The sequence below is a fragment of the Novosphingobium kaempferiae genome (genome assembly GCF_021227995.1).
Taxonomy (GTDB): domain Bacteria; phylum Pseudomonadota; class Alphaproteobacteria; order Sphingomonadales; family Sphingomonadaceae; genus Novosphingobium; species Novosphingobium kaempferiae.
Window position 1 is genome coordinate 2,940,003 of record NZ_CP089301.1, and the last position, 21,984, is coordinate 2,961,986.

The 21,984-nt window shown below is 67.4% G+C and carries 23 protein-coding genes; 10 read left to right on the forward strand and 13 right to left on the reverse strand.

From position 1 onward, the window contains the following. Positions 1-50: 50 nt before the first annotated feature. From murJ to LO787_RS13275, 3 genes are all read left to right on the forward strand, one after another. Positions 51-1,622 (forward strand): murein biosynthesis integral membrane protein MurJ, encoded by a 1,572-nt coding sequence (gene murJ / locus LO787_RS13265; protein ID WP_232491496.1) that lies wholly within the window; start codon positions 51-53, stop codon positions 1,620-1,622. A gap of 213 nt (positions 1,623-1,835) precedes the next feature. Continuing rightward, positions 1,836-2,855 carry a tryptophan--tRNA ligase gene (trpS, locus tag LO787_RS13270; RefSeq protein WP_232491497.1) on the forward strand — a complete coding sequence of 340 codons (1,020 nt, stop codon included), beginning with the start codon at positions 1,836-1,838 and terminating at the stop codon, positions 2,853-2,855. 185 nt (positions 2,856-3,040) lie between these two features. Next, positions 3,041-3,655, forward strand: a complete 615-nt coding sequence (locus tag LO787_RS13275; RefSeq protein WP_232491498.1) for a cysteine peptidase family C39 domain-containing protein — start codon at positions 3,041-3,043, stop codon at positions 3,653-3,655. A gap of 7 nt (positions 3,656-3,662) precedes the next feature. On the opposite strand, the gene LO787_RS13280 is transcribed toward LO787_RS13275, so the two are convergent. Next, positions 3,663-4,319, reverse strand: a complete 657-nt coding sequence (locus LO787_RS13280; protein ID WP_232491499.1) for an MOSC domain-containing protein — start codon at positions 4,317-4,319, stop codon at positions 3,663-3,665. A gap of 215 nt (positions 4,320-4,534) precedes the next feature. Between LO787_RS13280 and LO787_RS13285 the strand changes: the two genes are divergently transcribed. Next, positions 4,535-5,224: a DUF4136 domain-containing protein gene (locus LO787_RS13285; RefSeq protein ID WP_232491500.1), complete on the forward strand. Its 690-nt coding sequence runs from the start codon at positions 4,535-4,537 to the stop codon at positions 5,222-5,224. Positions 5,225-5,353: 129 nt separating this feature from the next. Continuing rightward, complete coding sequence (locus tag LO787_RS13290; protein ID WP_232491501.1) at positions 5,354-5,521, forward strand: hypothetical protein; 168 nt, start codon at positions 5,354-5,356, stop codon at positions 5,519-5,521. A 36-nt stretch (positions 5,522-5,557) separates the two neighbouring features. On the opposite strand, the gene dut is transcribed toward LO787_RS13290, so the two are convergent. The 5 genes from dut to LO787_RS13315 form a co-directional block, all read right to left on the reverse strand. Next, the gene (dut, locus tag LO787_RS13295; protein ID WP_232491502.1) at positions 5,558-6,028 is read right to left on the reverse strand and encodes a dUTP diphosphatase; all 471 of its coding nucleotides are present in this window, start codon (positions 6,026-6,028) and stop codon (positions 5,558-5,560) included. Then, positions 6,012-7,379: a bifunctional phosphopantothenoylcysteine decarboxylase/phosphopantothenate synthase gene (locus LO787_RS13300; RefSeq protein WP_232491503.1), complete on the reverse strand. Its 1,368-nt coding sequence runs from the start codon at positions 7,377-7,379 to the stop codon at positions 6,012-6,014. Before LO787_RS13300 ends, dut begins: the two co-directional genes overlap by 17 nt. 37 nt (positions 7,380-7,416) lie before the next feature. Continuing rightward, complete coding sequence (locus LO787_RS13305) at positions 7,417-8,553, reverse strand: hypothetical protein (protein ID WP_232491504.1); 1,137 nt, start codon at positions 8,551-8,553, stop codon at positions 7,417-7,419. A 26-nt stretch (positions 8,554-8,579) separates the two neighbouring features. Next, a complete protein-coding gene (gene ubiB, locus LO787_RS13310; RefSeq protein ID WP_232491505.1) occupies positions 8,580-10,151 on the reverse strand; it encodes a 2-polyprenylphenol 6-hydroxylase in 1,572 nt (523 codons plus the stop codon). A gap of 133 nt (positions 10,152-10,284) precedes the next feature. Further along, complete coding sequence (locus tag LO787_RS13315; RefSeq protein WP_232491506.1) at positions 10,285-11,052, reverse strand: class I SAM-dependent methyltransferase; 768 nt, start codon at positions 11,050-11,052, stop codon at positions 10,285-10,287. Between the two features lie 169 nt (positions 11,053-11,221). Here LO787_RS13315 and LO787_RS13320 point away from each other — a divergent pair, with 169 nt between their 5' ends. Genes LO787_RS13320 through LO787_RS13330 form a run of 3 tightly spaced genes read left to right on the forward strand, consistent with a single transcriptional unit; the run spans position 11,222 to position 15,254 of the window. Then, on the forward strand, positions 11,222-14,473 hold the full coding sequence (locus LO787_RS13320; protein WP_232491507.1) for a CHAT domain-containing protein: 3,252 nt from the start codon (positions 11,222-11,224) through the stop codon (positions 14,471-14,473). Between the two features lie 5 nt (positions 14,474-14,478). Beyond that, a complete protein-coding gene (locus tag LO787_RS13325; RefSeq protein WP_232491508.1) occupies positions 14,479-14,817 on the forward strand; it encodes a hypothetical protein in 339 nt (112 codons plus the stop codon). A 59-nt stretch (positions 14,818-14,876) separates the two neighbouring features. Next, a complete protein-coding gene (locus tag LO787_RS13330; RefSeq protein ID WP_232491509.1) occupies positions 14,877-15,254 on the forward strand; it encodes a DUF4870 family protein in 378 nt (125 codons plus the stop codon). A gap of 167 nt (positions 15,255-15,421) precedes the next feature. Here the strand turns inward: LO787_RS13330 and LO787_RS13335 are convergent, their stop codons facing one another. The 5 genes from LO787_RS13335 to LO787_RS13355 form a co-directional block, all read right to left on the reverse strand. Then, on the reverse strand, positions 15,422-15,700 hold the full coding sequence (locus LO787_RS13335) for a DUF1294 domain-containing protein (protein ID WP_232491510.1): 279 nt from the start codon (positions 15,698-15,700) through the stop codon (positions 15,422-15,424). Next, positions 15,701-16,126 carry an MAPEG family protein gene (locus tag LO787_RS13340; RefSeq protein WP_232491511.1) on the reverse strand — a complete coding sequence of 142 codons (426 nt, stop codon included), beginning with the start codon at positions 16,124-16,126 and terminating at the stop codon, positions 15,701-15,703. It lies immediately after the preceding gene. A 59-nt stretch (positions 16,127-16,185) separates the two neighbouring features. Further along, positions 16,186-16,704, reverse strand: coding sequence for a hypothetical protein (locus LO787_RS13345; protein WP_232491512.1), 519 nt, complete (start codon positions 16,702-16,704; stop codon positions 16,186-16,188). Between the two features lie 194 nt (positions 16,705-16,898). Further along, on the reverse strand, positions 16,899-17,948 hold the full coding sequence (locus LO787_RS13350; RefSeq protein WP_232491513.1) for a ribonucleotide-diphosphate reductase subunit beta: 1,050 nt from the start codon (positions 17,946-17,948) through the stop codon (positions 16,899-16,901). Positions 17,949-18,249: 301 nt separating this feature from the next. Beyond that, positions 18,250-18,921: a glutathione S-transferase family protein gene (locus LO787_RS13355; protein WP_232491514.1), complete on the reverse strand. Its 672-nt coding sequence runs from the start codon at positions 18,919-18,921 to the stop codon at positions 18,250-18,252. 177 nt (positions 18,922-19,098) lie between these two features. On the opposite strand from LO787_RS13355, the gene LO787_RS13360 reads away from it, so the two are divergent. Then, a complete protein-coding gene (locus tag LO787_RS13360; RefSeq protein ID WP_232491515.1) occupies positions 19,099-19,485 on the forward strand; it encodes a VOC family protein in 387 nt (128 codons plus the stop codon). Between the two features lie 123 nt (positions 19,486-19,608). Here LO787_RS13360 and LO787_RS13365 read toward each other — a convergent pair whose 3' ends face one another. Then, a complete protein-coding gene (locus tag LO787_RS13365; RefSeq protein ID WP_232491516.1) occupies positions 19,609-20,361 on the reverse strand; it encodes an acyl-CoA thioesterase in 753 nt (250 codons plus the stop codon). A 306-nt stretch (positions 20,362-20,667) separates the two neighbouring features. Here LO787_RS13365 and LO787_RS13370 point away from each other — a divergent pair, with 306 nt between their 5' ends. Beyond that, a complete protein-coding gene (locus tag LO787_RS13370) occupies positions 20,668-21,297 on the forward strand; it encodes a LysE family translocator (protein WP_232491517.1) in 630 nt (209 codons plus the stop codon). A 3-nt stretch (positions 21,298-21,300) separates the two neighbouring features. Here LO787_RS13370 and LO787_RS13375 read toward each other — a convergent pair whose 3' ends face one another. Continuing rightward, positions 21,301-21,945, reverse strand: coding sequence for a hypothetical protein (locus LO787_RS13375; protein WP_232491518.1), 645 nt, complete (start codon positions 21,943-21,945; stop codon positions 21,301-21,303). Positions 21,946-21,984 lie beyond the last annotated feature (39 nt).

The following is a 21,984-nucleotide window of genomic DNA, read 5'->3' on the forward strand; positions in this document are numbered from 1 at the left end:
CGGATCGGGTCCGGGACGACGACTGGGCCTTCCGCCATGCGTTTTGCCCCATGAACCTCGCGAAAGCCCTCGCCAGCGTCGGCGGACTGACGCTCGCCAGCCGCGTGCTTGGGCTCGCGCGCGACAGCCTGTTCGCCCGCTTCGTGGGCGCGGGCTTCGCCTCCGACGCCTTCCTGATCGCTTTCCGCCTGCCGAACATGTTCCGCGCGCTCTTCGCGGAAGGCGCCTTCGCATCGGCGTTCATCCCGATGTTCAACAAGAAGGTCGCCGACAAGGACGGGCCGGGGCTGCCTGCGGGCATCGTCTTCGCCGAACAGGCGCTGTCGGTGTTGCTGCCGGTCCTAATCATCATGACGGTGGTCTTGGAAGTCTTCGCCTGGCCCGTGACGTTCCTGCTTTCGGGCAAGTTCAACGGCGTGACGCCCGACCAGTTCGGCTATGCCGTCACCCTGAGCCGGATCACGATCCCCTATCTCGCGCTCATCAGCCTCGTCTCGCTGCTGGGCGGCATCCTCAATTCGCTCAACAAGTTCTGGGTCAACGCCGCCGCGCCGATCCTGCTGAACCTGACGTTGATCGTCGCGCTGCTGGGCTTCCACTCGGACGACCCGCTGGTGACGGCGCGCAATCAGGCCATCGGCGTGTCGGTATCGGGCGCGCTGCAACTGGCGTGGCTGGTCTGGGCCTGCCGGGCCAACGGCGTTTCGATGCGGTTGCGCATGCCCGTCTGGAATGCCGACGTAAAGCAACTGCTCAAGCTGATTCTGCCCGCTGCTGCCGGGGCGGGGGCGGTTCAGATCAATCTTGTGATCTCTACCGCGCTGGCCGCCTCGCTGCTGGCGCATGGTTCGGTGACGTACATCTACATGGCGGACCGGCTGAACCAGCTTCCGCTCGGCCTCATCGGCATCGGGCTCGGCACCGTGCTGCTGCCGACGATCTCGCGCCAGCTCGGCGCGGGCGAGGACGCGGCCGCGATGGAGACCCAGAACCGCGGGCTCGAACTCGCGCTGCTGCTCACCCTGCCGGCCTCGGTCGCGCTGATCGTGTGCGGAGAGCCGATCGCCGCCGCCCTGTTCGGCTACGGCAAGTTCGACGCCAACGACGTCGCCCGCACCGCCGAGGCTCTCGCTGCCTTCTCCATCGGCCTGCCGAGCTACATCCTCATGAAAGTGCTGACCCCGGGCTATTACGCAAGGCAGGACACGAAGACGCCGGTGCGCTACGCGACCATCTCGATGGTGGCGAACCTCGTCGGCAACCTCGTGCTGATCGTGCCGCTGCAGCACGTGGGCCCGCCGCTGGCGACCGCGCTGGCCTCCACGCTCAACGTCGCGATGCTCTACCGCACGCTGGTGAAGCGTGGGCACTTCACCGTCGACGCACGCCTGCGCCGTCGCGGTCCGAGGCTGGCATTGGCCGCCGTGGCGATGGGCGCGGCGCTCTGGTTCGGGCAGGATCTGATGATGCCCTACGTCCACGGCTCCTGGCTGGTGCGTGGACTGGCGCTGGCGATACTCGTTTCCGCCGGTTGCGCCGTCTACGCGATCGGCACCGTGGTTTCGGGCGCGTTCACGCGGGACGACCTCGCCCTCCTGCGCCGCCGCAGGCGCGCGGGCTGAGGCTTCGGCAGGTGGTTCGGCAGGTACTGGCATCCATGCGCGAACATGCTATGAGCCGTGCCCATGCAGGACCTTTCGCTCCCGACGAAGTTCGCGCGCCGTTCGTGGCGATGGCGGACGACCGTGCGCTTTTCGCGCTGACCCTTTCTGCATTGGCGCCCTTTCCCGGCGCAAAACCCATATCCCTCGACAACTGACTTAAGGACGCAATCCATGCGTATCGTCTCGGGCATCCAGCCCACCGGCAACCTGCACCTCGGCAACTACCTCGGTGCAATCCGCAACTGGGTGAAGATGCAGGACGAAGTCACCGCAGGCGGCGGCCAGTGCCTCTATTTCCTGGCCGATCTCCACGCGATCTCGATGCCGCACACCCCCGCCGACCTCGGCGCCAACACGCGCGAGATGGTCGCGGCGCTGGTCGCCTGCGGGATCGACCCCGACCGCTCGATCCTGTTCAACCAGGCGCAAGTTCCTCAGCATGCGGAACTGCAGTGGCTGCTGAACGGCACCGCGCGCATGGGCTGGCTCAACCGCATGACGCAGTGGAAGGACAAGGCGGGCAAGAACCGCGAGGGCGCCAGCGTCGCGCTGTTCACCTATCCCGTGCTCCAGGCCGCCGACGTCCTGCTTTACCAGGCGACGCACGTTCCGGTGGGCGAGGACCAGAAGCAGCACCTCGAACTCGCCCGCGACATCGCGCAGAAGTTCAACAACGATTTCTGTGCCGAGGACGCGCCGCTGTTCACCCTGCCCGCGCCGTTCATCCCGCCCGAGGCGGCGCGCATCATGTCCTTCCGCGACGGTTCGTCGAAGATGAGCAAGTCCGACCCCTCGGACATGAGCCGCATCAACATGACCGACAGCGCCGATGCCATCATGCAGAAGGTGAAGAAGGCCAAGACCGACCCCGAACCGCTGCCCTCCGAGAAGGAAGGCCTCGAAGGCCGGGCCGAGGCGAAGAACCTCGTCTCGATCTACGCGGTCATGGCGGGCACCACCGTCGAGGCGGTGCTGGCTGATTTCGGCGGTGAGGGCTTCGGCAAGTTCAAGCCCGCGCTGGGCGAACTGCTGGTCGAGAAGCTGGCGCCGATCAACGCCCGCTTCCTCGAACTGCGCGAGGACCGGGAATCGCTGGACGCGATCCTGTGCAAGGGCGCGTCCAAGGCCCGCGGACTGGCCATCCCGACGCTTGAAAAGACTTACGAGGCGCTCGGCCTCGTGCGCGGCTGACCGGCGCGCTGCGGGCGGCAAGGTCCGCCCGCAGCGGCTCCCCGGCACTCACAGTGCTTGTCATTTGACTCCCGACCTGCGCGGGAGAACACCTCCCCCTGCATGAACGCGAACAACTGAGGGTTGCCAGCGCGGGGAACGGCCCGCCCGGATTCTTCGATCTCACTCGGGAGTTGGAGGGCAACATGATAAGCATCGAGAACGACAGCCACGGCAGAACCTACCAGATCTGGAAGCAGCACCAGGCCGCATCCTGCGGCGTCGCGTCGGCATGGATGGCGCGCGGCATCGTGCGGCAGATGAGCTTCGCGGAAGAGGAATGGGAACTCGCCCAGCGCGTCTATATGGGCGCAGTGCAGCACGCCCTGAACCCGCTGGCGCAGGCGACCACCGCCGGACCGATGACGCTGAGCCCGGTCGGCCAGCCAAACGACCAGAGCAGCTTTGCTTCCACGTTCACCCGCTTCGGCCTGTTCGCACGCCAGCTTGCCGAGGCCCTGCGGTCGGAAGGCATCCTCGTCGAACACCTCGGCCTGCGCGATACCGACGATTTCAACCACGCCCGGACGATCGCGCATCACAAGATCGCCATCAACCGCCCGGCCATCGCCATGGTCTACTGGCAGAACGGCGGCGCGCATTTCGTCGTGGTGGGCCGCGCCACCAGCCGCGAGGTGACCTACCTCGACCCGTGGGACGGCCACGTCAACGAACTGGCGAACAACAGCCAGTACTATGCCAATTACGGCGATTACGGCGTCGTCGGGGAGATCCTGTACCTCTCGCTCCCGCCGCGCTGAGGCGGCGTCAGGCCGCCAGCAGCTTCGCGCGCCGCCGGATCCATGGTTCGGCGAGCACGGAGACTTCGCCCAGCGCCTCAAGCCCCTCCCGGTCGGTCTTGTGCTCGCCTGCAACGAGAAGGCCGAACACGCGGCGCACGTTCCATTCGGGGAAAGGCCGGTCGACGAGCGCCAGTTCGTCTCCGGTGCCGACTTCGCCTTCTTCGATCACGCGATAGTACCAGCCCGCCCGGCGCGATTTCACGCAAGCCGCGTTGACCCTGGCGCCATCGAAACGATGATCGAGCTTCCAGCACGGCTGGCGGCCTTGGCTCACCTCGACGAGCGCGGTGCCGAGCCGCCAGCGATCGCCGATGCAGACCACGTCCTCGGTCAGCCCGACGGTGGAGACGTTCTCTCCGAAGGCGCCGTAAGCCGCCAGCAAGGGGTGCTCGCCGATGGCCTCGCGCCAGTAGTCGTAATGGTCGTGCGGATAGTGATGGATCGCCTTGTCCGGGCCGCCATGGACGGTCAGGTCGGCCTGCTGATCGCCTTCAAGGCCGAGCCGATGTACGCGCACGCGCCCTTCGACCGGTGCCTTGGCGATGGCGCTCGGCTCATCGGCTGCACGAAACGGTGCAACCTTGCCGCAAAGTATGGAAAGAACGGGGAACGGACTCGTCATGATGGCGGTTAATTCCTACATAACCGAATGGCGATCAAGCCGCGACATCAACCCCAAGGGGTGGACGCGGGATGAACCGGCGGAACGGTCCGTCGCTCACCCAAGTCCATTCAACCCCTATTCAGGGCGTTGATTTCACGACAGGATCGTCAAGGAATCGAAGGCCGCGCCAGAGTGGGGCGTCACGGGCTCTTCGGGTACGTGGAGCAGAAAAAATGACACACCATTCAGGATCGCACATCGGCAAGCTTAAGATCGCCGCTGCTGCCATGCTGCTCGGCACGCTCGCCGCCTGCGCGACCCCGTTCAAGGCGGACGTCTCGCGATTCGCGACGCAGCTTCCCGCGCCGCAGGGCCAGAGCTTCGCGATCGTCGCCGACAATCCCAAGCTCGCCGGCGGGCTGGAATTCGCCCAGTATGCCTCGCTCGTCGGCGATCGCATGGCGAAGCTGGGCTACACGCCCGTCGATGATCCCTCCAAGGCGACCCTCGTGGTGCGCTTCGACTACGGCGTCGACAACGGTCGTGAGCGCGTCCGCAGCACCGGCATCAGCGGCGGCCCCTGGGGTCCGTGGGGCTACGGCGGCGGCGGCTTCTACGGTCGCGGCCGTTGGGGCGGCGGCTGGGGTGGCGGCTGGGGCTGGGGCGGCCCGTGGCGCTATGGCTGGTATGACCCGTTCTTCGACAATTCGATCCAGTCCTACACCATCTACACCAGCGGAATCGACGTGAAGATCGACCGCGCAGCCGACGGCCAGCGCCTGTTCGAAGGCAAGGCGGAAGCCGTCTCGACCTCAAACCGCCTGCAGTATGTCGTGCCCAATCTCGTGGAAGCGATGTTCACGAATTTCCCCGGGAACTCCGGTGAGACCGTGCGCATTACAGTCGCGCCCGAGAAGAAGTGACGCACGACATCTGACAGGCTCCCCCTGCGAAGAGCGGGAGACACCGAGGGGCGGGTCCGCTGAAATAATGCGGGCCCGTCCTTTTGCTATCGGGCCTCAGACGCTATCTGGGCCGCGATGCACAATTTCATGGCCATCCTCTCGCAGCTCTTCTGGGGCGTGACCGTGGGCGCGCTCAGCGCGGCCTTCGAGACACTCGCCAAGGGTGCGATGATGCTCGGCGGCCTCGGCGGCGCGGGCTGGTATGGGCTGAAATGGCGCAAGAACCGCCGCGATCGGGACGGTAAAGGCAAGTAATCGTCGTCCCGGATCAAGTCCGGGACGACGCCTATGTCAGCTTCCCAGAGCCACCACGCCGCCGGTCGAACCGAAGCCGCCCTCGCCGCGCGCCGTATCGTCAAGTTCCTCCACCGCGACCCACGATGCGCGCGTCACCGGCGCGAGCACGAGTTGCGCCACGCGGTCGCCTCGACGGATGTCGAAACCTTCCGCGCCGTGGTTGATGAGGATGATCTTCACCTCGCCGCGATAGTCGGAATCGACCGTGCCCGGCGAATTGGGCACCGAAATCCCGTGCTTCAAGGCAAGGCCCGAACGCGGGCGGACCTGGATCTCGTAACCGGCGGGGATCGCCACCGACAGGCCCGTCGCCACGGCATGACGGCCCCCTGGCGCGATCGTCACGTCCTCTGCCGAGACCACGTCCATGCCCGCAGCGCCCTCGGTGGCATAGGCGGGCAGGTCCAGCCCCTGCCCGTGCGGCAGGATCTTGACCATGACGGGGACTTCATCCGGCGAGTGCATCTGCGATCCTTTCGACGAGGACGCGCGCGACGTCCTCCTTGGGCATTTCGGGTAGGGAAACCACGTCGTCGGCAGTGACGATGTGGACGGTATTGGCGTCGCCGCCCATGACATCGCCAGAAACGTCGTTGGCGACGATCCAGTCGGCGCCCTTGCGTTCGCGCTTGGCCTGGGCGTAGCGGATGACGTCCTGCGTCTCTGCGGCGAAGCCGACCACCAGCGGCGGACGGCGCAGGCCCCTGGCGAGACCGGCGAGGATATCCGGGTTTTCGGTCAGTTCGAGCGGCGGCACCGCCCCGCCCTGCTTCTTGAGCTTCTGGTCGGCGGAGCGCACCACGCGCCAGTCGGCGACGGCGGCGACCATCACCGCGACGTCGGCGGGCAGCGCCGCATCGACCGCCTCCGCCATCTCCAGCGCGCTCTCGACATCGACGCGGTCCACGCCCGGCGGGGTCGGCAGGTGGACCGGGCCGGACACCAGCGTCACCCGTGCGCCCGCCTGCGCGGCGGCGGCGGCGATCGCAAAACCCTGCTTGCCGGACGAACGGTTGGCGATGTAGCGCACCGGGTCGATCGGCTCGTGCGTCGGCCCGGCGGTGACGAGGACATGCCTGCCGAACAGCGGCAGCGGATCGTCGGAAAGCGGGATCAGTTCGAGGGCGTTCGGATCGGTCGAGGGCGCCGCGCGGGCGCTGCCCTTGGCCGCCAGCGGCGATGCGGGGTCGAGCACCGAAGCCACCGCACGCGGCCCGCGCGGGATCATCGCCCCGGACAGCCCGCCGAGATCCTCGGGCACCACGCCCTCCGGCCCGTGGCCGAGCGAGCGGGCGATGCGCTGCCAGATTTCCGCCGGTTCGGGCAGGCGACCGGGGCCGTATTCGCCGCAGGCCATCGGGCCTTCGTCGGGCTCCATCACCTCGACGCCCGAATCGCGCAGGGTCTGGACGTTGCGCGTGGTCGCGGCGTGGAGCCACATGCGCACGTTCATCGCCGGGACCGCCAGCACCGGCTTGTCGGTGGCGAGCAGCAGCGTGGTCGCAAGGTCATCCGCCATGCCCGCCGCCATCTTCGCCAGCAAGTCCGCCGTCGCCGGGCAGACTACCACCAGGTCGGCCTGCCGGCTGAGTTGGATATGGCCCATCTCGGCCTCGTTCTTGAGATCCCAGAGCGTCGTGTGGACCGGGTTCTCGGAGAGCGCGGCAAGCGTCATCGGCGTCACGAATTTCGCGCCGCCGTCGGTCAGAACGCACGTTACGGAGCCGCCTTCGCGGCGGATCGTGCGGACGAGTTCGCAGGACTTGTAGGCAGCGATGCCGCCGCCCACGATCAGCAGAATGCGCGGTCCGTTCATGGTCTTGGCTTCTGCAACAGCGCGCGTTTTGGCGCAATCAGTTTGGCGAGGGGTTCCCCAGTCGCGCCGCTGCGACGAGCTGCATGACCGCCCTCGGCGCGAAGACCAGACCGGCGAACATGACCGGCGCGATCATCGCGCCCCAGTAGAAATTGTCCCACCGCCCGACGAGCATGAAGCCCACGCCATAGCCCGCGCAGAGCAGGAATCCCGCCATTCCCGAGCGGCTTTTCCACCCCAGCCAGCCGAAGGTCATGAGCACCACGGCGGGTCCGGCGAGGACATGGGGGAGCCAGCGCAGGTTGCTGGATTGCACCACGTTGACCAGCCAGCCCGCCATGCCGCGCATCACCAGCCAGGGCGGGCCGTGGGGGTCGGTGGGGAGGACATGCTGGGCGACGATCGAGAGGTGCCAGGCGAGGCCCGCGAAGAAGACGAGGATCAGCGCGATCCATGCCGTCGCCTCTCGCAAGTTGCGATTCCACAAGGAAAAAGCCGTCATGAGGAGGACGTAGGGCAGTGCCAGTTCGCGGATCGAGAGGGCCAGCGCGGCGGTCAGGAAGGCCGCGATCCACTGGCCGCCCCGCCCGTTTTTGCCCATCCGATGCAACCCGAACGACAGCGCGATCAGCCCTCCGGCCCACAATTCGTGCAGCGGAAAGTAGTGCCGATTGAGTTGCAGAGAGGCACCTACGAATACCAGAGCGGCACCAAGGCGCTGCAGACGGCCACCAGCCTCGCCCTCAGCCCCCAGCCTGCGCCACCAGACGAGCACGATGGCGACCATCAGCAGCATCGCCGCCGCAATCTGTCCCGGCTCCCCCAGAGCGGCGTCGAGATAGGCCAGCGTCGGCAGCCGCACCGCGATGCCGGGGTTCACCGGATAGTTGCGCGCCCGCTGCTCGGGCACGATGAAGTCGTAGTAGTTCTCGCCCTTCCGGATGCGCTCGATGGCGACCACGTAGAGGGCGATGTCCTCGTCGTAGGGCTTGTCCTTGGTGTCGATCGCCTTGCCCTGCGCATCGACCGGCCCCTCGACCGCGCCCTGCCATGGCGAGCGGTTGCCGGGCTTGTTGGTCGGCGCGATCATCGAGGCGACGAGCACCGCCGCCAGCAGCGCCAGCGCCAGTCGCGCCAGCCCCGGCGAAAGGCGTGCGAAAATGCCCCTGTCCAATGAAGGGGCCTCCGTCGCAGAAGCGCTCAGTTCAGAAGAGTCCAGTACGTCAGTGCCCACGCCGCCGCGCCCCCGAGGATTGCGGCCAGAGCATAGCCACCCCAGTGGTTACTTTCGCGTTTACGGCGTCGCCGATCCCAGATCAGCTCGACCTCGGGCAGCGGGGCCTGCTCGGGCGCGCCGCCCTTGGGCGGGAAGCGTTCCTCGATCCGGCGCACCAGCGAGGGCAGGCGCATCAGCGTCTCGATATCCTCGCGCACGCGGTCGACGATCACCGCCTCGGGGCCGAGTTCGTCGCGGATCCAGCCCTTCACGAACGGCGCGGCGACATCCCACATGTTGATCTCGGGATCGAGCGCGGTCGCCAGCCCCTCGACCATGACCATGGTCTTCTGGAGCAGCAGCAGGTGCGGCTGCACCGCCATGTCGAAATCGCGGGTGATCGCGAAGAGCCCGTCGAGCATCTGCCCGACCGACAGTTCCGACACCGGCTTGCCGCGCATCGGCTCGCCCACGGCGCGAAGGGCGGTCGCGAATTCCTCTACCGTGTGATAGCTGGGGACGTACTGCGCCTCGAAATGAATCTCGGCCACGCGGCGGTAGTTGCCGGTGGTCAGGCCATAGAGGATTTCCGCCAGCCACAGCCGCGCCTGCCGATTGATGCGGCCCATGATGCCGAAGTCGATGGCGACGATGGTGGTGTGCTCCGGGCCGCCCTGCACGAACAGGTTGCCCTGGTGCATGTCGGCATGGAAGAATCCGCAAGAAATCGCCTGCGTCAGGAACGTCAGCACCAGCCTGCGGGCGAGTGCGGGCATGTCGTGCCCCGCCTCGCGCAAGGCGGGCAGGTTGCTCATCTTGATGCCGTCGATCCACTCGACCGTCAGCACCGAGCCGTTAGTGCGGTCCCAGTCGATGTCGGGAACGCGGTAATCGTCGATCCCCTTCATCGCATCGGCCAGTTCGGAGGCCGAAGCCGCCTCGCGCCGCAGGTCGAATTCGCGCAGGGTCCAGCGCTTGAGGTTGGCGATCACCGCGCGTGGGCGCAGGCGCGCGGCCTCGGCGCCCAGCACTTCGAGGTGCGCGGCGGCCCATTCGTAAGTCTCGACATCGCGGGCGAACTGCTCGCGGATGCCGGGCCGCAGCACCTTGACCGCCACGTCGCGTCCGTCCGGCGTCACCGCGCGGTGGACCTGCGCGATCGAGGCCGCGCCGACCGGCGTCTCCTCCACCGAGGCGAAGATCGCCTCCAGCGGGCGACCGAAGGTGCTTTCGATCTGCGCGCGGATTTCCGAGAACGGCACCGGCGGCAGGCTGTCCTGCAAGGTCAGCAGGTTGTGCGCGGGGCCTTCGCCGACAAGGTCGGGCCGGGTCGCCAGCGCCTGCCCCAGCTTGATCGCGGCGGGGCCGATCTCCTGGAAGGCGCCTGCGTAGTCGGGCTCAAGCGGCTGGCGCGCGCCGAAGCGGGCGATGCGGCACAGGCGCTTGACCGGCGCGGGTGCGTTGCGGTCATTCTCGATCCCGCGCAGCGCCCCGTGACGCGCAAGGACGCGGCCCCACTTGAGCAGGCGCGCGATATGGACGGGGGTGGTGGTCACTTGTCACCCTCCCCACCACCGGCGCTCGTCATTGCGAGCGAAGCGAAGCAATCCAGCGCGGCCGGCACAACGCCGGATTGCCGCGGGCCTTCGGCCCTCGCAATGACGAAATCACAAGGCTGCATGGTCGATCTCAGACCTTCCAGCCCGAATGGATCGCGACGAGGCCGCCGAGTATCGGCTCCACCTTGGTGTGCTTGAACCCGGCCTTGCGCACCATGCCCTCGAACTCGGGCATCGGCGGGAAGCGGCGGATCGATTCGATGAGGTAGCGGTAGGACTCCGCGTCGCCCGCGATCATCGAGCCGATCTTGGGGACCAGCTTGTGCGAATAGGCGTCGTAGACTTCCTTGAAGCCCGGCCATTCGGTGGTCGAGAATTCGAGGCAGAAGAAGCGTCCGCCGTACTTCAGCACGCGATGCGCCTCGGCCAGCGCCTTGTCGATGTGCGTCACGTTGCGGATGCCGAAGGCGATCGTGTAGGCATCGAAGAAGCGGTCGGGGAAGCTCAGTTCCTCGGCGTTCTGGCGCGACCAGACGAGGGTGTCGATGCCGCGCTCCATGGCGCGCTCGATGCCGACGTCCAGCATGTCCTGGTTGATGTCGGACACGGTGACGACTGCGCCCTCGGCCTCCATGCGGAAGGCGATGTCGCCGGTGCCGCCCGCCATGTCGAGGATCTGCTCGCCCGGACGCGGGCGCACGCGGCGCACGAACTTGTCCTTCCACAGGCGGTGCATGCCGACCGACATGGCGTCGTTCATCACGTCGTACTTGCGCGCGACGGAGGAGAAGACTGCGCCGACGCGCCCTTCCTTGTCCGCTGCCGCCACGTCCTCGTAGCCGAAGGAGACGGTTTCGGTTTCGGTCGAAGTGGGCTCGCTGCCGATGTCGCTGCTCATGGGGCAGTCCTCTAACCGTCCGGACGCGGGCGCGCCACCAATGTTTTGGCAAAGTTCCGATACAGATTCGGCCTATATTGCCCGTTTGTGACGACAATCGTCATGCACAGCGCTGCAGCTTTGCGGCATTGTCCGCCCCGCGACAGAACCGACGCGGGGGATGAGCGCGATGACGGATGAATTGCCCGGAGAGTTGTCTGGCGCGGGCGTGCGCCTGATCGGCCTGACTGCAACACCCACCGGACCCGACACGCTGCGACGATCGCGGGGCGAAGCAGGTAGTGATGACGCCGACGCGCTGATCGCCTCGGCCCTCGACGGCGCGGGGATGACCGTCGTCGCCGATGTCGTCGTCGCGCCGCCTGCCGCCGTTCCCGAAGCGGGCCTGCGTCGCAGCCGGGGCTCAGCCGAACCCGCTCCCCATATCGAGGTGGACGTGGGGGCGGACGAGACCGCCGTGGTCCTGCTCGAAGCCGAGGGCGGCGTGTTCAACTGGGTCTTCCCCGAGGAAGTCCAGACCCGCCGCGCGCGCGGCAGCGGGCCGCAGACGCTCACTTTCGTGCTGGAGCCGCCCGCGCCCGAGGCGCCGGACCGGCGAAGCTGGGCGGGCGCTCTGGTCAACCGGCTGGTGGAGCCGGTGCGCGTGCGCGTCACCCGCTTCGCCGCCAACCTTGCCATCGATGCGCTGGTGGAGCGGATCGAGGGGGAGATCGTCGAAGGCCCGGTGCTGATGGACGGCCCGGCGCTCGGCTGGGTGGCCAAGGGGCCAAGGTTCGCGGCTCCCCCGACGGTGCGCCCCGGCGCGCGGGTGCTGCTGTTCGTCCACGGCACCTTCTCCACCGTGCGCGGCAGCTTCTCCGCACTGGAACAGACCGCCGAGGGCAAGGCGTTCCTCGACGCGGCGCGGGCGCATTACGACCTCGTGCTGGGCGTCGATCACCGCACCCTCGCCGACGACCCGGAGGCCAACGCCGAACTGTTCGAGAAGGCGCTCGGCTTCCTGCCCGACGGGACCGAGATCGACGCCATCGGCTACAGCCGGGGCGGCCTCGTCCTGCGCGCGGTGGTGGCGCGGCTGGGGGCGCGGCTCGCCTTCCGCAAGCTGGTCTTCGTGGGCTGCACCAATGCGGGCACGCATCTGGCCGAACCGGAGAACTGGCGCTCTCTGGTCGATCTCTACACCAGCATCCTCGTCGCCGGCAGCAAGCTGCTGGGCATGGCGACGGTGCCGGTGGTGGCGACCGTGACGGAACAGGCGATCCGGCTCGTCGCGGGCTTCGTGAAGGCGATGCCGCAGATCGGCGTGGAGGAAGGCAAGGTGCCCGGCCTCGCCGCCATGCGCCCCGGCAGCGCCACCGTCACGCGGCTGGCGAAGGCGGATGCTTTGGGCGGCGCGGGGCCGGTCCACGCCATCGCCGCCGAGTTCGAGCCCGCCTCCTTCGACCTGAACAAGGGCATGACGCCGCAACTGGCCGCGTTCCTGGGGGACCGGATGGTCGACCGGCTGTTCGGCACCGCCAACGACCTCGTCGTCGACACCGCCTCGATGGCGGACTTCGGCGCGGCGACGGCGGCCCCGGCATGGCCCGCGCTGCTGACGATCCCGGCGGCGGATTCGATCTACCACGTCATCTACTTCGCCACTCCGCGCGTGGCGGATGCGCTGCAGTCGTGGCTGATCGGCCAGCCGGCGATGGCGGCGCCACCACCGATGGCGGCCGCGCCCGCGCCGGTCGCCTCCGCACCGCCACCCCGCCGCAGCCGCCCGAGCACGGCCCCGGCCATCGACGCGCCGGTCCTCGAAGCCGCTCCGCCTCCCGACTTCACCGCCGAGGCGCTGGACGCCTTCGCCGAAGCGCCGACAGCGGGAGCAGCCGCTCCGCCCGAGGCCGACCACGCCGCCTGCTACTTCTCGGCGGAGATGGACTCCGCCCCCGTGGTGACGATGCCGGTGCCGCTGTTCGTCACCGTCTCGCCCGAGAAGATCGTCGTGTCCGGCCCCTCCGCCGCGACCGACGCGCCGGTCATGGCGTCCCGCTCGGAGCCCGCGATGGTCACCGTCACCGCCCTCGCCAACTGCGAGGTCGTCGGCAAGGCGACGCAGCGGCTGACGATCCCGGACGACGTCGCCCGCTTCGAGGTGCGCGGCTCCACCCCCGGCGCCGCGCGGGTGCAGGTGGAGATCGTGCAGGGCGCCGCCCCCCTCGCCTCGCTGCTGCTGGAGCCGGTGTTCCTGCCCGATACCGGCAACACCATCCGCGCCGAGGCCCGCGCCGTCCCCGACCGCGCCTGCCCCGGCAACGCCGCCACCTTGCGGATCTACGAACTGCGCCAGCAGGACGGCAGCCTGCTCATCCGCTACGACCTGTCGGGCAAGGGCCTCGCCGAAGCGTGGGACAAGGTGCTGCCCGCGAGCTTCAGCATGGAGACCTTCGTCGGCCAGTTCCTCGGCAAGCTCGACGCCGCCTACAACCAGAGCAGGACCGAATATAAGCTGTTCCTCAGCCGCATCACCGACTTCGCGGTCGATTCCACCAACCAGCTCGTCCCCGCCGAAGTGCGCGCGGCGCTGTGGGAGCATCGCGACCGGATCGACGCGGTGCAGGTGATCTCCGACAGCCCCTACATGCCGTGGGAACTGCTCTACATCGACGATCCGGCGGGCGGCGGGTTGGAGAACCGGGGCTTCCTGGCTGAATGGGGGCTGGTGCGCTGGATGTACAACGCCGTCTGGCCCGGCGACACGATCCAGCTTCGCGGCGACCGCGTCCGCTACGTCATCCCCGACTACCTCAACGTGCGCGACAAGCTGCCGCAGGCGACGCAGGAGCGCGAGATGCTCACCCACCTGTTCGGCCCCGGCGCGGTCCCGGTCGAGCGGCTGGAGGGCGAGACGCACAGCGAGAGCGTCAATCGCTTCCTCTCCAAGAACGCCACCGAATGCGACCTCCTCCACTTCGCCTGCCACGGCGAGGCGCAGCAGATGGCGGTGCTCAATTCCGACCTCGTCCTGTCCGGCGAAGTCACGGAAAAAGGCACCATCGCCGACGACCTGCTCCCCTCCAGCGCGGTCAAGCGCCGCGCTCTGTTCCGTGGCCGGGACGCGGAGCCGAGCGGCCTCGTCTTCGTCAACGCCTGCCAGACCGGCAAGCCCGGAGAGGGGATCTCGGGCGTCTCGGGCTTCGCCGACGCCTTCCTGCGCCCGGTGACGGACGGCGGCGCGGCAGCTTTCGTGGGGGCGCTGTGGTCGGTGGGGGACACGCTGGCGCGGACCTTCGCCGACACCTTCTACGCCCGCCTGCTCGCCGGGGAGCGGCTGGTCGACGCGGTGAAGGACGCCCGGCGCGCCTGCCAGAGCGAGAGCGACTTCACCTGGCTCGCCTACACCATCTACGGCAACCCCTTCGCCCGCAAAGGATGATCGCGATGGCCGAAATGACGCTCAACCCCACCTTCAGCCTTGCGCCCGAGAAGCTGTGGCAGGCGATAAATCCGTGGACCTGGACCTTCGAGGGCTCTCAGGTCGGCCTCGTCAACGTCCACATCGGCGAGACGAAATACCCGGAAACCGAGCGCGCGATCCTCGACGAAGTGGGCAGCTACGGCCGCCAGCTTGGCCGCATCGGCGACGCGCTCGAAGTGCTGATCGCGCATTTCGATGCGGGCAGCCTCACCGAAAAGGAACGCGATGCGCTCACCATCCTCGAAGGCGACCTTGCGAAGATCCGCCGCATCAAGGCGCGCGAACGCGAAAAGGTGCAATGACCTTGCCAGCGCCGGACAATGCAGGCAGCATCGCCACCGGCAAAACAGGAGGTGAATTCATGAGCGATTTCGACCCCAAGCCTGCGACTTCGGCCCCCACTACTTCGGGCTTCGACTTCAACAACCCGACGATCATCAACCTGCTTTATCTGGCCTCGTACATCACGGGGATCACCGGCATCGTCGGCGTCGTCCTCGCCTACGTCTGGCGCGGCGAACCCAAGGCGGCGTGGGAGGTTTCGCACTACGAATACGCGATCAAGACCTTCTGGATCTTCCTGATCGGAACCGTCGTGGGCTTCATGCTCATCATCGCGCTGATCGGCTTCCTGATCCTGCCCGCCGTGGCGATCCTCGTGATCGTGCGCTGCGTGATGAGCATCCTCAACGCGCAGAAGCAGGTGCCGATGCCCAATCCGGGATCTTGGCTGGTCTGAAGAACGGCGTCGTCCCGGGCTCGACCCGGGACCGCTGGCGGCCTCGTCAGAGCGCACCTCACCCCCTACTTCGTCATTGCGAGCGTAGCGAAGCAATCCAAGGCGGTTTACGCGGCGCTGGATTGCTTCGCTACGCTCGCAATGACGAAGGTTAGGCTAGCTCGCCCTCAACCCCGCCACCACGCGAGCCCCACCAACGCCACGACCTGCAACGCCGCGACCGCGTGCAACCGCATGACGAACGGCTGCTTGCGCGTCTTGTGCTGGAACGCGCTGCGCCCCGCATAGGCCCCGGCCGTCCCGCCCACCAGTGCGAGCAGCAGCAGGGTCCGCTCCGGGACCCGCTGTCCCTTACGCTGCGAGCGCGCCTTGTCGAAGCCGAACGCCGCGAAGGCGACGATGTTCAGGATGGCCAGCGCTACGAGCGCGGCCTCGGCTGCGCGCATTCAGACCCGCGCGAAGATCGAGACGCCGAGGTTGATCCACAGCGCCAGCGAGAACAGCACGCCCAGCACGAAGGCGCCGCCGCGATGGGCGGGGTTGTTGTAGGTCATGTGGACCAGGCTCTGCAGCACGCGCGCGGCGACGAAGCCCCAGGCGAAGATCAGCGTCCACTTGCCGACCACCGCCAGCACGAAGCCGGTCAGGCAGGCGGCGAAGAACAGCGTCGGGAATTCGAACAGGTTGTCCCAGTGGCGCACCGCCGCGCGGGCGTTTTCCGGCTCGGGATTGCCGATGTGGGCGCGGTAGTAGCTGGGGTCCATGCCCTTGATGATCGCCGAGCGCGCCACCACCATGCGGATGAAGGCGACGAAGGTCAGCGCGACGACGGCAAGCATCGGCAGGAAGATCAGGGTCGGGTTCACGGACATCGGCGGGCTCCGTCAGTCGTTTCAGTTCATGCGCGTGGTAGAGGAGCCGCGCGGACTTGTCAGCTACCGGGCGCAGGAACCGGCGCGGCGGTGGCCTCGGGGGCGGGAGCCGGAGCGGCCTCGGTGTCGCCCTCGTCCGGCAGTTCGCCACCTTCCGGCCCGAGCTTGCTCCAGTCCTCGTCGTCCATCGACGGCGGCGGCGGAGGCGCGGAGACGGCGAGTGGCAGCGGCTTCAACCGCGCCTTGGGCGTGCGGCTGGCATAAAGGTCCGCGCCGTCCTTGGCGAAGGCGTAGAGCTGGGTGAACGGGATGCGGTACTCGGCCTTGCCGTCGGACACGACGACCTCGTTGCCCGCCAGCCGCTCGACCGTGCCGATCTCCACGCCATCATCATCGACGAGCGAGAGCCCGTAGACGATCTCCTCGCGGCTGACGTTGCGCACCGTCACCACGTTATCGTCGAGCAGCGCCTTCTTCCCGGCCTTGCTGTCGGCGGAGACGGGCTGCTCAGGCGCCTTGGCGAGGGCCGGGGCGGCGCTGAACGCAAGGGCAGTCAGCAGAAGAATCGTGCGGGACATGAACGTGTTCTCCGGGAGGGACTGCGGAGAAATGCGCATTATGCACGCAAGTTTCCAGAGGCGACCTGCGATACGGGCGCGGAAAAGCGCCGGTTGGGCGTAACGGCCGGTGGCAGAACCGTAACTTTCCCTCGCCCACAAACCCGTCACCCTGCCTGCGCAGGGGCGACGGGATTGTGAGACGATGCGGAAAATTACTCCGCCGCGACCTCGCCGAACAGGCCCGGCTCGGAGCCGTCGTCCACGGTGATCTCGTCGTTGGCGCGGACCTTCTTGCGCGAGTCGAAGTTCGACCACACGGTGTTCCAGTCGCCGCGCGTCGCGCCCTTCGAGTATTCCGTGGCGCGGGTCTCGAAGAAGTTCGCGTGCTCGACGCCGTTGAGCAGCGGCTGGAGCCAGGGCAGCGGGTGCTCGTCGATCAGGTAGATCGGCTTGAGGCCCAGCTGGCCGAGACGCCAGTCGGCGATGAAGCGGATGTACTTCTTGATGTCCTTGGGCGTCATGCCCGGGACCGGGCCCAGCTCGAAGGCGAGGTCGATGAAGTTGTCCTCAAGGCGGATCGTCGTCTGGCACTGGTCGGCGATGTCGTCCTTCACCGCCTTGGTCAGGCAGCCGCGCTCCTGCACGAAGGTGTGGAACAGCTTGATGATGCCTTCGCAGTGCAGCGATTCGTCGCGCACCGACCAGCTGACGATCTGGCCCATGCCCTTCATCTTGTTGAAGCGCGGGAAGTTCATCAGCATCGCGAAGCTGGCGAAGAGCTGCACGCCCTCGGTGAAGCCGCCGAACATGGCGAGGGTGCGCGCGATGTCCTCGTCGTTGTCGACGCCGAACTTCTGCAGGTAGTCGTGCTTGTCCTTGAGTTCGGAGTACTCAAGGAACGCGCCGTATTCGCTCTCGGGCATGCCGATGGTGTCGAGCAGGTGCGAATAGGCGGCGATGTGGACCGTCTCCATGTTGGAGAACGCGGTCAGCATCATCTTGATCTCGGTCGGCTTGAAGACCCGCGCGTACTTCTCGTGGTAGCAGTCCTGCACCTCGACGTCGGCCTGGGTGAAGAAGCGGAAGATCTGGGTGAGCAGGTTGCGCTCATGCTCCGAGATGTTCTGCACCCAGTCGCGGCAGTCCTCGCCCAGCGGCACTTCCTCGGGCAGCCAGTGAACCTGCTGCTGGATCTTCCAGAAGTCGTAAGCCCACGGATATTCGAATGGCTTGTAGGTCTTGCGGGCTTCGAGAAGGGACATGGCGGGCTCCGGTGAATCGGCAGAAACGAGTTCGCCCGCGCACCTTGTAAACCCCCGGTGCGCTCAGGCGGAGATTCCAGAGATAGGCAAGATCGCGCGCAAATCGAGTGCGTGAATCATCTTCCCACAGGAATATGTGGGGGCAAGGAAAAAGTGCAGCCCCAAGGGGTTGTGTGTCACGGCGGATCGAGCCGCGCTGGATTGCTGCGGGCCTGCGGCCCTCGCAATGACGAAAAAGAAGCCAAACGCTCGTCATTGCGAGCGAAGCGAAGCAATCCGGAGGAACGTCCTTCCGAACCCGTCAGGCATCCACCTCGGCATAGTGGCTCGGCGGCTGGATCACTTCCATGCGCTCGGACAGCAGCGGGCGGAACGAGGGGCGCGACTTCATCACCAGGTACCAGCCGCGCGCCTGTTCGTGGCTCGACCAGTCGAGGCCGCCGAGGTAGTCCGCCACGGAAAGCTGCGCCGCTGCGGCGAGGTCCGCCAGCGTCATCGTCGCGCCCGACAGCCAGGGCCGGTTGTCGATCAGGTAGTCGATGTAGTCGAGGTAGTCGTGCGCGAGCTTCATCGATTCGCGCAGCGCCTTGGCGTCCGGCGACTGGCGCAGGACGAGGCGCTTCTTCATGCGCTCCAGCAGCAGCGGGCCGGATACGTCGTTATAGAAGTTCTCGTCGAACATCGCGATCAGGCGGCGGATCTCGGCGCGCTGCTGGGCGGTGCCGCTGATGAGCGGGTTGCGGTCCACCGTCTCCTCGAAATACTCGCAGATGGCGCGGCTGTCCGACAGGACGTGGCCCTTCTCGGTCTCGCGGATCACGGGCGTGCGCCCGGCGGGGTTCATCGCGAAGAGGCGGTCCTCGCCTTCCCACGGGCGCGCGGTCTGCAGTTCATAGGCGATGCCCTTCTCGGCCATGAGCAGGCGAACCTTGCGGCTGAAGGGGCAGAGCGGGAACTGATAGATGTGCCACATGGCGATTCCGAATGCCGAAACGGCGCGGATACGTCCATTTCACGGGCACGGGAATCAGGTGGATAAGTCCGCGCCCCGTCGGTTGCATGACATATCGCGCCGGCGCGCCTCCTGTCGTTGACCCCTCCCCCGCGCGCCGACAGTCTGCCGCGCAAAGGATCAGAGGGAGAGGAAACCGTGCTGCTCAAGTCCATCCGCCTGGGATCGAACGACCTTGCGAAGACCCGCGCCTTCTACGACGCCACTTTCGGCGCGCTGGGCCTCTCCCCCTGTTCCACCCCCGAACAGTACCCGATCGTGATGTGGGATCTGGGCGGCGTGCGCTTCCTCCTCGGCCCCGCGCGCGACGGGGAGGCGAGCACCTTCGCCAACGGCGGCACCATCCTGTTCGAAGCGCAGAGCGAGGACGCGGTGCGCGAATGGCATGCCGCCGGACTTGCCGCCTGTGGCTCGGACGAAGGCGCGCCCGAGGCCAAGCCACAGGCACGCGGCGCTTTCGGCGCGTACCTGCGCGATCCCGACGGGAACAAGCTCGGCGTCTACCACGGCCTCGCGATGGGTTAGGGAGCCGGGGAGCATCGAATCCACCTCGTCATTGCGAGCGCAGCGAAGCAATCCACGGCCGGCCCTCGACCATGGATTGCTTCGCTACGCTCGCAATGACGATTGAAGTGAGGTCAGCGCGCTTCAGCCCGCCGGGCTCACCACCACCATCGTGAAGGTCGAGGTCGCCGAGTGGCGGCGCTCGCCGCTCATCAGATCCTCGGCCCAGAGCTCGACGCGGACCAGCACCGAATCGCTGCCCGCCATGACGACCTCGGAAATCAGCTCGATCATCTCGCCCTCGCGGATTGGCGACTTGAAGTCGATGCGGTCGGACGTGCCCATGATCATGGGGCGGCGCATGTGGCGGCTGGAGGCGATGAAGGCCGCGCGACCCATCATCTTGAGCGCATCGCCGCCGAACAGCGAGCCGTAGTGGTTGGTCTGCGCCGGGAACACCATGTCGACCATGTGCAGCCTTGCCGTCTCCACGGAAGGCGCAGGTTCGGGCATCGGCGGAAACGGCAGCTTGGTATCTGGCCCCTTCGGCGCGACGAGGACGAACAGCCCGCGCGTACACAGGCGGCGCTCGCCGGTGAGCGGGTTCTCGGCCACCAGTTCCACCTCGACATCGACCGAGCGGGTGCCGACGCGAGTGATGCGGCCGGTCGCTTCGATCAGGTCGCCGACGTGGCCGGGGTTCTCGAAGTCGATCCGCTCCGAACGCGCCGTCACGAAGGGCGCGCGGGCGTGACGGGCGGCTACGAGGAAGGCGATCTTGTCCATGTGCGCCAGCGCGACGCCGCCGAACAGGGTGCCGTGGTGGTTGGTGTCGCCGGGAAACACGGCGTCGATAAGCTGCACCGCATGGGGTGCGGGATGGGCGGTCTGGGTCATGTCGTACTCGATTCGAGGCATGGTCGCCGGATACGCGGAAGGGCGCGGCCGTCGGCCTGGTCGGGAATCGTCTCCACGATTGGACGACCGGCTCGACAATGGGGCGCATCCTCGCGCCGGTGGCCGGTCTGTCGCCTGCGGGCGCATTCACCGCGCCCGGACAGGGACGCGCCCCTCGCAGGCACGCGGGCCCGGGTCAAGCGAAAGCGAGGGGGATCGCGTGCATCCGCTGCCACGGATGTTGCCTTGACCGCACCCCGGCCATAAGGCGCCTGTCCGACCCCTGCGCGAAAGGAACCCGAGGCGATGACGTTGCATGCATGGTGGCTCTACGTGGGGGCCGTGTTCGTGGTCTCGGCGATTCCGGGGCCGAACATGCTTCACGTCATGACCCGCAGCATCGAACTCGGCGCGCGGCGCAGTGTCGCGGCGATGATGGGCTGCCTTGCGGCGCTGCTGGTGCTGCTGGCGGCTTCAGCGGCGGGGCTGACCACGCTGTTCCTCGCCCTGCCCGGCTCGTTCGAGTTGCTGCGCTACATCGGCGCGGCCTATCTGGTCTATCTCGGCATCAAGGCGTGGCGCAGCCCGGCGGGGCCGATGGACCCGGCGGCGGCGGACCTGCCCCCCGCGCCCTCGGCCATGGCGGTTTTCCGGGGCGGCTTCGCGATCTCGATCAGCAACCCCAAGGCGATCCTCTTCGCCGCCGCCTTCCTGCCGCAGTTCATCAACCCGGCGCTGCCCAAGCTGCCGCAGTTCGCGGTGCTGGTCGCGACCTTCGCGGTGATCGAGACCGGCTGGTATTGCACCTATGCGATGGGCGGCCGGTCGCTGGCGCGCTACCTCGTCCGCGCGCCGGTGCGGCAGGCGTTCAACCGCTTCACCGGCGTCGTCTTCATCGCCTTCGGGCTGGCCCTGCTGGGCGCCAGGCGCGCCTGAGGTTCAGCGCAGCTCGCGCGTCACCCTCCCCGCAGCGTCAAGCAGCTTCACGCCCGGCGTCCCGTCCGCCCCGACGCCAAGGGTCAGGCGCGGCCTTCCCTGCATGTCGCTGAGCACCAGCGCCGCCTCGCCCTTGTCGTCGCGCCCCAGCCAGACGCGGCGGGCGGATTCGAAACCGGCCTCCTTCAGCAGTCGGTCGCGTTCCGGCCCCTTGGGCATGTCGCGCGCCTTGCGGCCCGCCTCGATGTCCATGAGCCGGTCCGGGCGGTCGGTGACGATCACGCCGACCGTCTTGTCCGCTCCGTTCTCGACGCTCAGGAACTGCAGCGTCTGGTCCTGGTGATAGCGGTCGAACGTCAGACTGCCGCCGTTGGTCGGCACGCCGTTCTTCAGCCCGCCGTCGAAGACGAGGCCGCCGTTCTCGTCGCCCTGATCGTTGAAGAAGATCATCCCCGCCTCCTGTCGGTTCGGATGCGGATGCTCCTTGCCGCTCAGGATAAGCCCGGGAATCCGCGCCCTGTTCGAGATCGTCAGGCGCAGGGTGCCGTCCGGTTCGCGCACGTTGATGCGCTGGACATCGATGGTGTCGAACTTCGTCGTCGGCGCCGTCACGCCCGACAGGCCGAGCCATACCACACCGAGCGTCATGACGGCGGCATAGGCGCCGATTGCCCTCGAAGCATCTAT